This window comes from Tepidibacillus sp. HK-1, from assembly GCF_001748485.2.
GTDB classification, from domain to species: domain Bacteria; phylum Bacillota; class Bacilli; order Tepidibacillales; family Tepidibacillaceae; genus Tepidibacillus_B; species Tepidibacillus_B infernus.
On the sequence record NZ_BDGM02000013.1, the window covers coordinates 45011 to 59496 of the forward strand.

19 protein-coding genes are annotated in these 14486 nt (G+C 34.3%); all 19 read left to right on the top strand.

Annotated elements, in window-relative coordinates; all coding sequences use genetic code 11:
* The first annotated feature begins 1 nt into the window (after position 1).
* The 19 genes from fliG to flhB all read left to right on the top strand — a co-directional run bounded on the left by fliG (position 2) and on the right by flhB (position 14482).
* Entirely contained in the window at positions 2 to 1012 is a 1011-nt protein-coding gene (gene fliG / locus BEN26_RS08200) for a flagellar motor switch protein FliG (protein ID WP_068723823.1), read from the top strand.
* A complete protein-coding gene (locus BEN26_RS08205; RefSeq protein ID WP_069798790.1) occupies positions 1005 to 1811 on the top strand; it encodes a FliH/SctL family protein in 807 nt (268 codons plus the stop codon). Before fliG ends, BEN26_RS08205 begins: the two co-directional genes overlap by 8 nt.
* Positions 1808 to 3136: a flagellar protein export ATPase FliI gene (fliI, locus tag BEN26_RS08210; RefSeq protein WP_069798724.1), complete on the top strand. Its 1329-nt coding sequence runs from the start codon at positions 1808 to 1810 to the stop codon at positions 3134 to 3136. Before BEN26_RS08205 ends, fliI begins: the two co-directional genes overlap by 4 nt.
* Entirely contained in the window at positions 3133 to 3570 is a 438-nt protein-coding gene (gene fliJ, locus BEN26_RS08215; RefSeq protein WP_069798722.1) for a flagellar export protein FliJ, read from the top strand. The genes fliI and fliJ overlap by 4 nt, the downstream gene beginning before the upstream one ends.
* Before the next feature lie 14 nt (positions 3571 to 3584).
* Positions 3585 to 4271: a MotE family protein gene (locus tag BEN26_RS08220; RefSeq protein ID WP_069798720.1), complete on the top strand. Its 687-nt coding sequence runs from the start codon at positions 3585 to 3587 to the stop codon at positions 4269 to 4271.
* A gap of 240 nt (positions 4272 to 4511) precedes the next feature.
* Positions 4512 to 5879, top strand: a complete 1368-nt coding sequence (locus BEN26_RS08225; RefSeq protein ID WP_069798718.1) for a flagellar hook-length control protein FliK — start codon at positions 4512 to 4514, stop codon at positions 5877 to 5879.
* A gap of 15 nt (positions 5880 to 5894) precedes the next feature.
* Positions 5895 to 6356 (top strand): flagellar hook capping FlgD N-terminal domain-containing protein, encoded by a 462-nt coding sequence (locus tag BEN26_RS08230; protein WP_068723837.1) that lies wholly within the window; start codon positions 5895 to 5897, stop codon positions 6354 to 6356.
* A gap of 11 nt (positions 6357 to 6367) precedes the next feature.
* Complete coding sequence (locus BEN26_RS08235; RefSeq protein WP_068723839.1) at positions 6368 to 6754, top strand: TIGR02530 family flagellar biosynthesis protein; 387 nt, start codon at positions 6368 to 6370, stop codon at positions 6752 to 6754.
* Positions 6755 to 6825: 71 nt separating this feature from the next.
* The gene (gene flgG / locus BEN26_RS08240; protein ID WP_068723841.1) at positions 6826 to 7647 is read left to right on the top strand and encodes a flagellar basal body rod protein FlgG; all 822 of its coding nucleotides are present in this window, start codon (positions 6826 to 6828) and stop codon (positions 7645 to 7647) included.
* Positions 7648 to 7767: 120 nt separating this feature from the next.
* Positions 7768 to 7962, top strand: a complete 195-nt coding sequence (locus tag BEN26_RS08245; RefSeq protein WP_068723844.1) for a flagellar FlbD family protein — start codon at positions 7768 to 7770, stop codon at positions 7960 to 7962.
* A 29-nt stretch (positions 7963 to 7991) separates the two neighbouring features.
* Positions 7992 to 8441, top strand: a complete 450-nt coding sequence (locus BEN26_RS08250) for a flagellar basal body-associated FliL family protein (RefSeq protein WP_069798716.1) — start codon at positions 7992 to 7994, stop codon at positions 8439 to 8441.
* A 33-nt stretch (positions 8442 to 8474) separates the two neighbouring features.
* On the top strand, positions 8475 to 9467 hold the full coding sequence (fliM, locus tag BEN26_RS08255) for a flagellar motor switch protein FliM (protein WP_068723848.1): 993 nt from the start codon (positions 8475 to 8477) through the stop codon (positions 9465 to 9467).
* Positions 9460 to 10647: a flagellar motor switch phosphatase FliY gene (gene fliY, locus BEN26_RS08260; RefSeq protein ID WP_069798714.1), complete on the top strand. Its 1188-nt coding sequence runs from the start codon at positions 9460 to 9462 to the stop codon at positions 10645 to 10647. The genes fliM and fliY overlap by 8 nt, the downstream gene beginning before the upstream one ends.
* A 34-nt stretch (positions 10648 to 10681) precedes the next feature.
* The gene (locus BEN26_RS08265) at positions 10682 to 11044 is read left to right on the top strand and encodes a response regulator (RefSeq protein WP_068723853.1); all 363 of its coding nucleotides are present in this window, start codon (positions 10682 to 10684) and stop codon (positions 11042 to 11044) included.
* Positions 11045 to 11054: 10 nt separating this feature from the next.
* On the top strand, positions 11055 to 11561 hold the full coding sequence (locus tag BEN26_RS08270) for a flagellar biosynthetic protein FliO (RefSeq protein ID WP_068723855.1): 507 nt from the start codon (positions 11055 to 11057) through the stop codon (positions 11559 to 11561).
* The gene (gene fliP / locus BEN26_RS08275; RefSeq protein ID WP_069798712.1) at positions 11554 to 12312 is read left to right on the top strand and encodes a flagellar type III secretion system pore protein FliP; all 759 of its coding nucleotides are present in this window, start codon (positions 11554 to 11556) and stop codon (positions 12310 to 12312) included. The genes BEN26_RS08270 and fliP overlap by 8 nt, the downstream gene beginning before the upstream one ends.
* 15 nt (positions 12313 to 12327) lie before the next feature.
* A complete protein-coding gene (fliQ, locus tag BEN26_RS08280; RefSeq protein WP_068723860.1) occupies positions 12328 to 12597 on the top strand; it encodes a flagellar biosynthesis protein FliQ in 270 nt (89 codons plus the stop codon).
* Between the two features lie 15 nt (positions 12598 to 12612).
* Positions 12613 to 13392: a flagellar biosynthetic protein FliR gene (gene fliR / locus BEN26_RS08285; RefSeq protein WP_069798710.1), complete on the top strand. Its 780-nt coding sequence runs from the start codon at positions 12613 to 12615 to the stop codon at positions 13390 to 13392.
* Between the two features lies 1 nt (position 13393).
* Positions 13394 to 14482: a flagellar biosynthesis protein FlhB gene (gene flhB / locus BEN26_RS08290; RefSeq protein ID WP_069798708.1), complete on the top strand. Its 1089-nt coding sequence runs from the start codon at positions 13394 to 13396 to the stop codon at positions 14480 to 14482.
* The last annotated feature ends 4 nt before the right edge of the window (positions 14483 to 14486 follow it).

The following is a 14486-nucleotide window of genomic DNA, read 5'->3' on the forward strand; positions in this document are numbered from 1 at the left end:
AATAGTGAAATTACAAGAATTAACCGGTAAACAAAAAGCAGCAATTCTATTGATATCTCTAGGGCCTGAAGTATCAGCTCAAATTTTTAAATATTTACGTGAAGATGAAATTGAACAACTTACCCTTGAAATTGCGAATATGCGTAAAGTTGAAACAACAGAAAAAGAAAAAGTGATGCACGAGTTTCATCAACTTGCTATTGCCCAAGATTACATTACCCAAGGTGGAATTGAGTATGCTAAAGATATTTTAGAAAAAGCATTAGGGCAACAAAAGGCAATCGATGTCATTAACCGTCTGACTGCATCATTACAAGTTCGCCCTTTTGATTTTGCTAGAAAATCTGATCCAAACCAAATTCTTAATTTCATCCAAAATGAACATTCGCAAACTATTGCATTAGTTTTATCATATTTGCAAGCGGAACAAGCTGCCATGATCTTATCCGCATTGCCTCAAGATCGGCAAGCAGATGTAGCAAGAAGAATTGCTACAATGGATGCTACTTCTCCTGAGGTGATTAGTCAGGTAGAACGAGTTCTAGAACAAAAACTATCAGCAACAGTACAACAAGATTATACAAGTGCTGGGGGTATTGAGAGTATTGTTCAAATATTAAATGGTGTAGATCGTGGTACAGAAAGAACGATCTTAGATTCACTTGAAATCGAACATCCAGAATTAGCGGAAGAAATTAAGAAAAGAATGTTTGTATTTGAAGATATCGTTAATTTGGATAATCGTTCTATTCAAAGAGTGATTAGGGATGTAGAAAATGCCGATTTACAATTGGCCTTAAAAGTGGCAAGTGAAGAGGTTAGAGATGCAGTATTTCGTAATATGTCGAAGCGAATGGTAGAGACATTCAAAGAAGAAATGGAATTTATGGGGCCTGTTCGATTAAAGGATGTTGAAGAAGCACAAACAAGAATTGTTGCAACCATTCGCCGTTTAGAAGAAGCTGGCGAAGTCATCATTGCACGTGGTGGAGGCGATGATATTATTGTCTAGAATATATAAATCGATTCAATATAAAACAGATCAGAAAAAAGTGATAAACCATATTCAAAAAATCTCGAACATGGTTCCTTCACTAGATTTAGAGGTAGAACAAGAAGAATCTAAAAACGATGAACAAATGACGAAGGTGGATCAGATATTAAAGGATGCCGAGGAAATGGCAGAAAGAATGCTCTACCAAACAAAGATCCAAATTGAAGAAATGAAGGGACAAGCTAAAAGAGAAATTGAAGATTGGTGGGAATATAAAAGACAAGAAGATGCTAATCTTATTGAAATAGTAAAAAAAGATGGGTTTCAGAGTGGTTATGAAGAGGGTTTAAAAAATGCAGAAGCAAAAATGCAAGAACAATATCTCTCTCTATTTGATCAAGCGCAAAAAATACTCAAGGAAGCCTATCAATTAAAAGAACAAATTATTAGTGAAGCTGAACCCATACTTGTTGATTTAAGTGTTTCAATCGCTCAAAAAATTATACTTAAAGAAATTGAAATGAATCCAGATATTATAAAAGCCATTACGAAAGAAGCTTTGAAGCAAACTAAAGAATTAGAAAAAATAACGATCAATGTAAGTCCCAATCATTTTGCGTATTTACATAATGCTAGAGATGAACTGCTTTTAGAACTTCATGGACAAGTTGAATTATTGATTTTCCCCGACCCTACAATCGATCATGGGGGATGTGTGATTCGAAATTCATCAGGTACATTGGATGCAAGAATCGATACCCAATTAGAAGAGATTAAACAAGTACTGATGGATGTAATAGGTAGGCGAATGGAATGACTTCAGGAATTGATGTTGAAAGTTTAAAAGATGCTGTCATTCACTCAAATCCAATAAGAATGTACGGTAGAGTAACACAAGTGATTGGCTTAACGATTGAATCTCATGGACCTGAATGTAAAATTGGTGATGTTTGTTTTATTTACCCTATTGATAGAAATCAATCGGTTAAAGCGGAGGTCGTTGGGTTTAAAAATAATCGAGTATTGTTAATGCCATTGGGAGAACTAGGGTCAATCGGTCCTGGATGCGATGTAATCAATACAGGTTATCCTTTAAAGGTTAAAGTTGGGCTTCCTTTACTTGGGAGAATTTTAAATGGTTTAGGTGAGCCTCTTGATCAAAGACCCCTACCACCTGGACTCGGATTATACTCAACAAATCAGCTTCCTCCAAACCCATTGACAAGACCTAGAATAACTGAACCCATCAGTTTGGGTATAAGAGCAATTGATGCACTTCTTACCGTAGGGAAGGGGCAAAGAATAGGTATTTTTGCTGGAAGTGGTGTTGGAAAAAGTACATTACTTGGAATGATCGCACGAAACACCTCTGCTGATGTAAATGTGATAGGATTAATCGGTGAGCGGGGAAGAGAGGTTAGGGACTTTATTGAGAGAGATCTAGGTGAAGAAGGGCTTAAAAAGTCAGTCATTATAGTAGCCACTTCAGATCAACCCGCATTAGTAAGAATCAAGGGTGCAATGATCGCGACTAGTATAGCAGAATACTTTCGCGATAAAGGTTTAAATGTCAATTTAATGATGGACTCTATCACACGTTTTGCCATGGCTCAACGCGAAGTTGGATTAGCAATAGGTGAACCTCCAGCTACAAAGGGATATACACCTTCTGTTTTTGCACTACTACCAAAGTTACTTGAACGAACAGGTACAAATCAATATGGAACAATAACAGCGTTGTATACGGTATTAGTAGATTCAGATGATATGAATGAACCTATTGCTGATGCTGTCAGGGGAATCTTAGATGGGCATATTGTCTTGGATAGAAAATTGGCACATAAAGGCCATTTTCCTGCAATTGACCTTTTAAGTAGTATAAGTCGCTTAATGAAAGATATTGTGGATGTAGAACAGAATGAAGCTGCTGAAAAACTAAAAAGACTATTAGCTGTATATAGAGATGCTGAAGATTTAATCAACATAGGGGCTTATCAAAAAGGTTCGAATCCTTTGATAGATCAGGCGATTGACCTATACCCAATGATTGAAAACTTTACGAAGCAGGGTGTTGATGAAAAAGCAATATTTGAGGATTCAGTAAAGGACTTAATCCATACATTTAAGGAGATTATGGTATGAGGAAATTTGAATTTCATCTTCAAAAGATTTTAGATATGAAAGAAAAAAAGAGAGAGCAAGAGGAATGGAATTATACAAAAATTTTACATCATTTACTCGAAGAAAAAGATCGTTTGACAGAACTTATGAACCAAAAAAATAAGCTGCAGGAGGAAATTATACTTCATCAAAGGCAAGGTATTTTAATCAATCAAATTCATCAGTCCCAGGATTATTTAAGTTATTTAGAAGTCTTGATTGAACAAAAAAAACAAAATGTAAAAAAAGTAGAAGAAGAATTATCTATTAAACAAAAAAAGCTACAGGAATTAAAAATAGATGAAAAGATTTGGACTAATTTGCGTGAAAAAAAATGGCAAGAGTTCGTTATCGAAAATAATCGTTTAGAACAAAAAGAGCTTGATGAATTGGTAACCCAACGTACTTATGTGTAGAAAGGGGTACGAAAATGGAACCAGCTGAACAGCAAAGTTATGGTAAGTTGGAATGGTTTTTTTATATTGTGATCTTACCAGTCTTGTTCATTGCTATCTTAACTGGCATTTTACTGTGGGCTTTAGATTACGATGTAAAAGAAAAAATTTATAGTGCTTTAAATCGAGTACCATATATAGAAAAATTAGTCCCTAGTGAATCAAACATACCAACACAGGATCAAAAAGTGAATAATAAGAATCCTGAACTTGAAACACAAATCAAGGAATTAAAGGCATCACTATCCGAAAAAAATAACTCCATACAACAATTAGAACAAAGTATTACAACTAAAGACGTTGAAATACAGAAGTTGAATCGACAAATTGTTGATCTAACAAAGCAGGTAGATGAAAAAAAATTTTCTGATCAATCTAGGGAACAAGATATTGCTAATTTAGCAAAAATCTATACAAATATGAGTCCGAAGAGTGCAGCGAATATTATTTCAAATCTAAGTAATAGTGAAGCGGTTTTAATTCTAGCACAAATGAATTTAGATGCAAAAAGTCAAATCTTAGAGAAGATGAATCCAGATAAAGCAGCTGATCTATCTATTCTTTTAAAAGATCAGGCTTATTCAAAAGACTTAGATATCCTTGCTTTACAAGAGAGGGTGAATCAATTAACTCAAGAACTTGATCAATTGAAAAAGGATTAAGTCGAATATCAACAGCTTGCATCTACCCTTTCGAACATGAGTCCAGACAAAGCGGCTCAGACAATAATTTCTATTTCTAATCAAAATTCAAATAAAGCTAGAGCAATTCTCCGTGTTATGGATCCTTTATCAAGGTCAAAAATCTTAAATGAAATGGAACCAAATATTGCGGCAAAATTATCTATTGGTTTAGTAAATTAAATTAAATTGAATCATTATCTTAGAAAGGAGGTGAACTAAATGGAGGCTGCTCAAATTACAAATATACAAGAGAATCAAACAATACCAGTTAAAGAAACGAATAAAAGGGAAAAACAACAAGAGACCTCTATCTTTGCAATGCTACTGCATGGGTTCCAGCAAGTTCAAGGAGAACAAGTCTTTTCTGACGATTTACTTATGTCAACATTGAAAACTGATCAGGTAGCTGATCAATCTCTTTTGGAAGAGCAAGTAAAAGCAAAAGGGCTGTTAGAAAATCCAGCTTTATCTGGTTTTGCAAATGGTTCTATTCCTATTTTGACGTTTAATCTTCTTACTTTCACAGGAGATGTTAAGTCAGAAGAAGTAAATCTAGAATTAAGTCAGATTTTGGAGACTTTAAAAACGATAAAAAAACCTACTCCAGAATTGGTAGAAGTTCTCCAAAAATTACCTAATCAGCAGCAACAACTGTTTTCTCGTATTTTACAAGAATCTTTTAATACTCATGAATTAGAAGCCGTTCTTTCTAAGATCAAAATGAAAGATACAGAAATGCCATTAAATATAGTAAATCAATTAGAACAAAATGAGCAATTCAAGCTCCTTTTACAAAAAATAAAAGAGATCCTTAGTGAGAACAAAAGCTTATTTCCTAAATTTGCAAATGAAATAGGTGTTGATAAGATGGGGAATAATCGCAAGGATGATACCCCTGAAACAGGTAAAGTTTTAAATTCTGAAGAAAAAAGTAAGGCCGTCAAAGTAACTAGATTAGGGTCAATTTCACCAATTTCTTCCTCACTAGAATCTTCATCTAATTTGAATGGGATAAAGGATGAAGAAAAGCCTATTCAAAGCTTAGAACTTAAACATGTACAAAGCTATCAATCTGTGAATTTGGGGAAAGAAACGAAAGTCACAAATCAACTGCCTGTTGAACATTTACAACAAGACCAAAACTTCAGCTCTGAGTTAGGAAAAATTTTAATTCGAAATGTTAAATTGCCCAATGGTATTTCTGAAACCAAAATCCAATTGCATCCAGAAGAACTTGGCCAAATGGTTGTAAAGATCTCCCATAATCAAGGTCAGATTTCTGCACAATTTTTGGTGGAATCAGGCTTAAGTAAGGAATTATTAGAAGGTCAAATCCAGCAACTAAAGCAATCCTTTATTCAACAAGGTTATCAGGTTGGACGGGTTGAAATACAGGTTGCTTCTCATTCATCCGCTTATGGTGCAGGTGGTGAATTGGGAAATCATTTTAACTTTTCCCAACAACATTCTTCATATCAACAATCGAAACAGAGAAGGATGAATAGCTATACTAAATCTTATTCGATTGAAGTTGAAGAGTTTTTGGGGGTAGATTCTGAGATAACTGGAATCGATTATACCGTATAAAAGGGGGAAGAACAGTTGAACGTAACTGAGAGCACTTCAACGGCAAGTAATGTAAATTCTCAGAGTGCCCTTTCAGAACAAAGTATTTTAGGAAAAGACGACTTTCTTAAGATATTTGTTACCCAGCTAAAAAATCAAGATCCTTTACAGCCATTGCAAGATCGTGAATTCATTGCACAAATGGCACAATTTAGCACATTAGAACAAATCGCGAATCTGAATAAAACAACAGAGAAAGTTCTTGAGATACAGACTACAATGGCTCAAGAATTTGCTAATCTTAAGGATCCGTCGCTTAATAACTATCAATTGATTGCGAGTTATTCTAATTTGATTGGAAAGAAAGGGTTTTGGTTAGACCAAAATGGAAACGAGACCTTTGGCTCAATACAAAGTATTCTTTTTAAGGAAAACCAGCATTATGTCAATATTGATGGACAAGAATTATTGATCTCTGACTTAGTCAAAATAGAATAGGAGGGGGTGAAATGAGTCAATCTTTTAACATTGGACAATCCTATTTTCCTAAATATCCCCTTCAAACAACAAAAACGGTATCAAAAAAGCATAATATCACAAATTTTAATACCATTCTGAGTGATAAACTAGATCAAGCTAACCAAGGTGTAAAATTTAGTGCGCATGCGCAACAAAGACTGACAAGCAGAGGGATACAATTAGATATAAAATCTATCGATCAACTAAATGAAGCGGTTCAAAAAGCAGCGCAAAAGGGAGCAAAAGATTCATTAATTCTTTTACAAGACCTAGCCTTTATAGTAAATATCCCTAATCGTGTTGTAGTGACAACGATTGATCAGACTTCAATGAAGGAGCATATTTTTACGAATATTGATAGTGCAATTATTTTATAAGGGCTGGACCCATAGTGGGAGGCCTTCACGCCGTTGAAAGATAGATACGGTGAACTAAAGGAGGAAAAAGAATGTTACGAGCATTATACTCAGGTATTTCAGGAATGAGAGGATTTCAGACGAAACTAGATGTAATTGGAAATAATATCGCGAACGTTAACACACCAGGTTTTAAGGCTGGAAGAGTATTATTCCAAGATATTTTAAGTCAGAAAATGTCTGGTATTACTGCACCTGAATTAGGTGTAAGGGGTGGTGTAAATCCTAAACAAGTTGGTTTGGGAGCAAGTATTTCAGCAATTGATACCATTCATACACAGGGTAGTTTTATGACAACAAACGTACCAACTGATTTAGCAATTGATGGAGACGGTTTTTTTGCGGTTAAACAAAATGGAGATGACGAAAATATTTATTTAACTCGGGCTGGAAATTTTACAAAGGATGCTGCTGGTAATCTTGTTACATCTCAAGGATATTTGGTTTTGGGTGAAGGTGGGGATCCAATTAGCTTAGAAGGTGTTCAGGCATTTGAGATTGGTTCTAATGGTGGTATCTATGTGACAAACGCTGATGGTACGATCGAACCGGATCCAATTGCTACAATAGGTTTAGTTAAGGTACAAAATCCAGCTGGTTTGGAAAAAGTTGGTAATACGATGTATAAAATGACATTAAATGCTAACCCTGATGGAGAAATAGAGGTGATTACTCCACAAGATCCAGATCAGGGAACGGGAAGTATTGTTTCTGGACAACTTGAAATGTCTAATGTCGACTTGACCTCTGAATTCACTGAAATGATAGTTGCTCAGAGGGGTTTTCAGGCAAACTCAAGAATTATTACAACTTCTGATGAAATCTTACAGGAATTAGTTAATTTAAAGCGTTAGTAGATTAGAAGATTTATAGAGTCATCGTTTTATCAATTGTAACTGGGGAGTAAATCTCCCCAGCTTACTACCATACATAGGAATCCTCTTAGGTAAAAATTTGCGAAGGGGTTAAAATATATGATCATTGTTAACCGTCTAGATGGTTCTGAATTTGTGATCAATGCTTTATTAATCGAGTCAGTAGAAAGAACACCCGATACGATCATAACCTTAACCACTGGTAAAAAGTTGATCGTTTCCCAATCCGTCGAAGAAATTATTCAACGATTCGAGGATTTTATCAGAAGAACTCATATGATAACGTATAAGTAAGAATAAAGTGGATCGTTGGGAGGGTTAAAATGTTTAAAAATAAATTATTTAATATGGCATTAATTATAATCATCTCCATAACACTATTAAGTCTAGTTGCTTTCTTTCTTTATCAATATACGTTTAGAGATGTAAAGACCTCAGCTAGTGGTATTGTTGAAGTCCCAACTATAGATGATATTGTTCCATTAACTGTAAATGTACCGAAGATCAATACCAATTTAGGGGATTCTACCATTATCGTTCTTGAAATGACGTTACAAACAGATAATGAAAAAGCAAAGGTTGAAGCTGAAAAAAGAATGTTTCAAATCAAAGATCGAATCAATTTATTGCTAAAAAACTTAACTTCAGATTCTTTTGCAACTGAAGAGAAGATAAATCAATTTAAGTCTGATCTCATGGTAAGATTGAATAAAATTTTACTAGATGGAAAAGTGATTAGTATTGATATTACCCAAATTTTTCTTCAATCATAATTCTTCCATATTAAAGTCAGGGGGTGATAAAGAATGAGTGAAATTCTATCCCAAAGTGAAATAGATGCGTTATTAGCCGCTCTTTCATCTGGAGAAATGAATGCAGAAGAACTAAAAAAGGAAGAGGAAATAAAGAAGGTTAAAGTCTATGATTTTAAACGAGCTTTACGGTTTTCTAAAGATCAAATTCGAAGTTTGACTAGACTACATGAAAATTTTGCCCGTTTATTGACAACCTATTTTTCAGCTCAACTAAGAACATTTGTTCAAATTACTGTTGTATCTGTAGACCAATTGCCATATGATGAATTCATTCGTTCCATCCCTAAAATGACCATATTAAATATTTTTGAGGCTCAACCTTTAGAAGGAAGAATGGTCTTAGAAGTCAATCCAAACATTACCTATGCAATGCTTGATCGACTTTTGGGAGGCTCTGGTAATGCTCCAAATAAAATTGCGAATTTGACAGAAATTGAATCAATGATCATGGAAAAAATGTTTATTCGTGTACTAGATAACTTTAAAGAAGCTTGGAAAAATATTATAGATCTAAAACCCAAACTAGAAGTGATGGAGATGAACCCCCAATTTATGCAGATTGTTTCACCAAATGAAACTGTGGCGGTGATCTCCTTAAGTACAAAAATAGGTGATACAACGGGGATGATCAACCTATGTCTCCCCCATGTGGTTTTAGAACCTGTTATGCATAAATTATCTGCTCATCATTGGTTTGCAGGACAAAAAAAAGTTGAATCAGCAGATTATGACAATCTTAAGAAAAGAATTCAATATGCAAGTCTTCCGATCAAAATTGAGTTAGGTACTTCAATGATTCGAGTTTCTGACTTAATTCAGCTAAAGGTTGGAGACGTTATACAATTGGATAAACAGGTTTCTGAACCGCTAAAGGCATTTGTTGGAGAAACACCAAAATATTATGTGCAACCAGGTTTAACAAAGGGAAAACTGGCTGTTCAAATCATCAATTTGGTAGAGGAAGGAGTGAACATGGATGAGTAGAGATATGTTGTCCCAAGATGAAATTGATGCCTTATTACGCCAAAGTCAAATTGATCAGGGAAATGAAGTTTTAGATATAAATCAATATTTTTCACCAATTGAACAGGATGCATTAGGGGAGATAGGCAATATTTCCTTTGGGAGTGCTTCAACAGCTTTATCTACATTATTAGGTCAAAAAGTAGAGATTACTACACCAAACGTTTCTGTCGTCCATAAAGATAATTTAACAAATGAGTTTCCATCTCCACATGTTGCAATTCATGTTGAATATACTGAGGGGTTTCAGGGACTCAACCTTTTAGTCATAAAATCGATCGATGCAAAAATTATTGCAGACCTTATGTTAGGAGGTTCTGGTAAGGAACTTTTAAATGAGGAATTGACCGAAATGGACATTAGTGCTGTTCAAGAGGCAATGAATCAAATGATGGGATCAGCTGCAACTTCAATGTCCACTGTTTTTAACATGACTGTGGATATTTCTCCACCAGGAGTTGATATTTTAGATTTAGAGCAAGGGCAAGGGGAAAATAGTATTCCAAAAGAAGATGTCCTTGTGAAAGTTTCTTTTCGTTTAAAAATAGGAGAGCTTATTGATTCAAATATCATGCAATTAACAACGGTAAATTTTGCAAAAAATATGATAGGCATGCTAATGGGAACCTATCAACCAGAAAAAGTTGAAAATAAACCAAATACTAGGAAGGAAAGCAATGATCATTCTGTTAAAACACCAGATCCAATGGTTACAGAAGTACCACCAATAAATTTTTCACAGCAAACTCATGGTTCTGTAGCACCTAAAACATATAATCATTTGGGATCTTCTGCGAATTACCATCAACAAGCAGCTAATGTAAATGTTCAACCTGCTCAATTTTCAGATTTTCAATTTCAACAGTTGTCCTCACATCAAGAGCCTAATTTAAACCTTTTGATGGATATTCCCCTACAAATTACTGTTGAATTAGGTCGAACTAAAAAGTTGATAAAAGATATTTTGGAGCTTGCACAAGGTTCTATTATAGAATTGGATAAATTAGCAGGTGAACCAGTAGATATTTTTGCTAACAATAAACTCATTGCAAAAGGTGAGGTAGTGGTTATCGATGAAAACTTTGGTGTTAGGGTCACTGATATAATTAGCCAATATGATCGAATTCAAAAATTACAATAGGAGCCATTAAAGAAATAGAGAGGAGAAAGTATAGATGGGAAAAAGAATTTTAATTGTTGATGATGCAGCATTTATGAGAATGATGATTAAGGAAATCTTAACGAAAAATGGATATGAAATTGTTGGTGAGGCAAGTGATGGTTTACAAGCTGTAGAGAAATACAAAGAGACTTCACCTGATTTAGTTACTATGGATATTACTATGCCTGAAATGGATGGAATAACCGCCTTAAAAGAAATTAAGAAATCTGACCCGAATGCAAAAATAATTATGTGCTCAGCTATGGGACAACAAGCAATGGTAATTGATGCAATACAGGCAGGGGCAAAGGATTTTATTGTTAAACCATTTCAGGCTGATCGCGTTATAGAGGCAATAACAAAGGCATTAAGTTAGGAAGTTGAATATGATCTCTTTTACTTTAGTCTTACAATTTATATTTTCTCTTGGTGTCATCTTAGGTCTAATGTACATTGTCTTCCGATTATTAGCTAAAAAAAACGGAATGGCAAGGAAAAGTGCTTTTAAACACTTGGGGGGAGTCCCACTTGGGCAGAATAAATCACTACAGATTGTGGAAATAGGTAATAAAGTTTATCTTTTAGGGGTTGGTCAAGAGGTTCAATTGATTCATATACTTGAAACAGAAGAAGAATTGAATTCTATTAAACAATCTATACAGGTTGAATCTGAGCAAACACATCGTCTAATAAAATCAATTGATCAGATTCCTATACTTAAATATGTGAGAAATCAAATTTCTAAACAAAGACAAGGAATAGATAATATGAACCAATTTGAACATGTATTGAGTGAAAAACTGAATCAATTAAAAGAGCGCAGAAGAGAAACCTTTAATCAGTGGCTTGAAAAACATGATGAAAAAGTAGAGAAAAGGGATCAACATGAATAAACAACAAATTCGTATTCTAATAGGTGTATTATTGCTGATCTTACTTCCTATTGAGGCACATGCTGCTAGTGACGTGGTCATTCCCGGTTTGGATTTTAACATAAACACTTCAGATCATCCTGAAAACGTGGCCACGACGTTACAGATTCTCATTCTATTAACGGTTCTATCTCTAGCACCAGCCATTTTAATTTTAATGACTAGTTTTACTAGAATTGTTATTGTTTTGTCATTTGTAAGAAATGCTTTAGCAACTCAGCAGATGCCACCTAACCAAGTCATCATTGGTTTAGCCTTATTTATTACCCTGTTTATCATGGGTCCAACATTAAACGAGGTAAACCAGAATGCATTACAACCTTATCTAGATGGGAAAATTAGCCAAGAGGTTGCTTTCAATGAGGCGGCTAAACCATTTAAACACTTTATGATCAAAGAAACAAGGGAAAAGGATCTATTGCTGTTTTTAAATTATTCTAAGATGCAAAAACCAAAAAATATAGATGAAATGCCGTTAAGAGTTCTTGTACCCGCCTTTGCAATCAGTGAGTTGAAGACTGCGTTTCAAATGGGCTTTATGATTTTTATACCTTTTCTAATTATAGATATGGTTGTTGCTAGTACATTGATGGCAATGGGAATGATGATGCTACCTCCTGTTATGATTTCACTTCCATTTAAGATTCTTTTGTTTATTTTGGTCGATGGTTGGTACTTAGTGGTTAAATCGTTACTAGAAAGCTTCCATTAGGAGTGTTGTTTAAAGATGTCGCAAAATTTTATTATTCATCTATTTGAACGATCTGTGTATACGATTTTGATTGTTAGTGCACCAATGTTAGGCTTAGGATTATTAGTTGGTTTGATTGTAAGTATCTTTCAAGCAACGACCCAAATCCAGGAACAAACTCTAGCATTTATCCCTAAGATTATTGCTGTTTTGCTAGCAATTGTTATTTTTGGACCATGGATGTTATCACATTTAGTAGAATTTACCGAGTCGATTTTTAATCAAATCGGGAAAAATCTTAATTAACTTGGTGAACAGAATATGTTTAATCTTTCGATGGTCTATCTCTTTTTTTTACTTTTTGTTAGGATGACGGCCTTTTTTGTAACAGCACCTATCTATTCTTCAAGAGGGGTACCCACTCAGTTTAAAATTGGGCTCGGTTTTTTTACATCATTAGTGATTCTACCAACGATAGGCGATGAAATCCCAAATTTATCTATCGGTAGTATGTTTCTTGTTTTAATATTACAGGAAACGCTTTTCGGCTTGTTATTAGGATGGATTGCTCAATTGTTGATTACGAGCATACAAATCGCAGGTTCTTTCATTGATATGCAAATAGGATTTGCCATTGCAAATGTGATTGATCCGCAGACAGGTTTTTCTTCTCCTTTGATGGGTAATTTTAAATATATGTTTGCTATGTTATTATTTTTAACACTTAATGGACACCATCTTTTAATTGATAGCATAGTGTCCAGTTACCAGCTTTTACCTATATCTGGGTCTTGGTTAACTCGATTAAATGATGAATCCTTGTTGTTCTTTGTTGTAAATACCTTTACACAAATGTTTGTCATTGCATTAAAAATTGCTGCTCCTATTGTGGGTACTTTATTTTTAAGTGATGTCGCATTAGGGATCGTAGCAAGAACTGTACCCCAATTGAATGTCTTTGTGGTGGGGTTACCTTTAAAAATTATCATACATTTTCTGATTCTATTTATTCTTGTACCTGGTTTTATCTATTTGTTCCAAGACCTTTTTCAAGAAATGTTTACCTCAATGAGACAATTGATGGATATAATGGGGTCATAATATGCCTAAATTACGAATGAATTTACAATACTTTGCGGGAGAAAAAACAGAAAAGGCTACACCTAGGAGAAAGCAAGAATCAAGACAAAAAGGGCAAGTGGCGAAATCGGCCGAACTATCTTCTGCTATTATTTTTTTAATGATCTTTTTATTGTTTTATTTATTTGGTTCTGCCTTCACCCAACAAATTATCCTTTTTTTTAAAAAGATGTTAAACCAATATCTCATTTGGGAAATAACTTCAGATAATATTCGTTTGTTATTTTTAGAAGCAATGACCGATATGTTATGGGTAGTTTTACCTGTTTTTGGCTTAGCTATTATTGCTGGAATCGCAGGTAATTTAATTCAGGTAGGTTTTTTATATACAGCTGAGCCACTAAAGTTAAAGCCTGAACGTCTTAACCCTTTAGAAGGAGCAAAGCGAATCTTTTCTAAGCGCGCTTTAGTGGAATTGGTAAAATCCATATTAAAAGTTTTTTTGGTAGGGTATATCGCTTTTTCTGTATTGATGGATAAAAAAGCAGATTTACTTATTCTTTATCAATATGATTTAAAAGATGTAATGATTTTCGTAGGCAAATTATTGCTTGAACTTGGTTTGAAAACTTCGGCTGTTTTAATCATTTTGTCACTGTTAGATTATATCTATCAAAAGTATGATTATGAAAAAAATCTGAGGATGTCAAAACAGGAAATAAAGGAAGAATATAAGAAAACTGAGGGAGATCCATTAATAAAAGGAAAAATTAAGGAAAGACAAAGGCAAATGGCAATGAGTAGAATGATGCAAGCTGTACCCGAGGCCGATGTGATTATTACAAACCCTACACATTTTGCTGTAGCTCTTCAATATAAACCTAATGAAATGGACGCTCCAAAAGTGATTGCTAAAGGAATGGACTTCATTGCATTGAAAATAAAAGAAGTAGCGAAGGAAAATGATATCGTTACCGTTGAAAATAAATGGTTGGCTAGGGCTCTCTATTTTCAAGTAGAAATAGATGATGCGGTGCCATCTGAATTGTTTCATGCAGTGGCAGAGATTCTAGCCTATGTCTATCGAATAAAAGGGAAAATAAAATCTTGAGAAT